The sequence below is a fragment of the Bowmanella dokdonensis genome (genome assembly GCF_017254865.1).
Lineage (GTDB): Bacteria > Pseudomonadota > Gammaproteobacteria > Enterobacterales > Alteromonadaceae > Bowmanella > Bowmanella dokdonensis.
Map to the genome: position 1 here is coordinate 1 of NZ_JAFKCV010000150.1, position 385 is coordinate 385.

Genomic DNA, 385 nt, shown 5'->3' on the forward strand with positions numbered 1-385 from the left:
GCGTGATGTGGTTACAGCGACGTAACCGAATGAACGCACAGTGCACGGAGTATCGCCATGACCAAACCGGCGCCTAAATCCTTTGCACGCAGCGTATTACCTGCCCTCACCTGGCTTACCGCTCTGCTGATCATAGGCTGGTTTGTGGGTAAAACCCAGTGGCTGGCCGATTGGCAACCAGAACGCTTTGGTCAGTATCTGACCGGCAATGTGTTATATGACAGTGCAATATTTGTGGGCTTATTTGCAGTGCTCAGTGCCATCGGGCTACCCAGGCAAATCCCCGCCTTTATCGGTGGCTATTACTTTGGGGTATTAAGCGGTTTACTGCTATCTACCCTAGCCGTCACCTTAGGTGCCAGCCTGACCTTGCTGACTGTCCGCT

1 pseudogene is annotated in these 385 nt (G+C 53.0%); it reads left to right on the top strand.

Annotation, left to right across the window (positions count from 1 at the left end):
* Window positions 1-57: 57 nt before the first annotated feature.
* Window positions 58-385 (top strand): annotated as a pseudogene (locus J0A66_RS21975) (hypothetical protein); the annotation flags it as partial.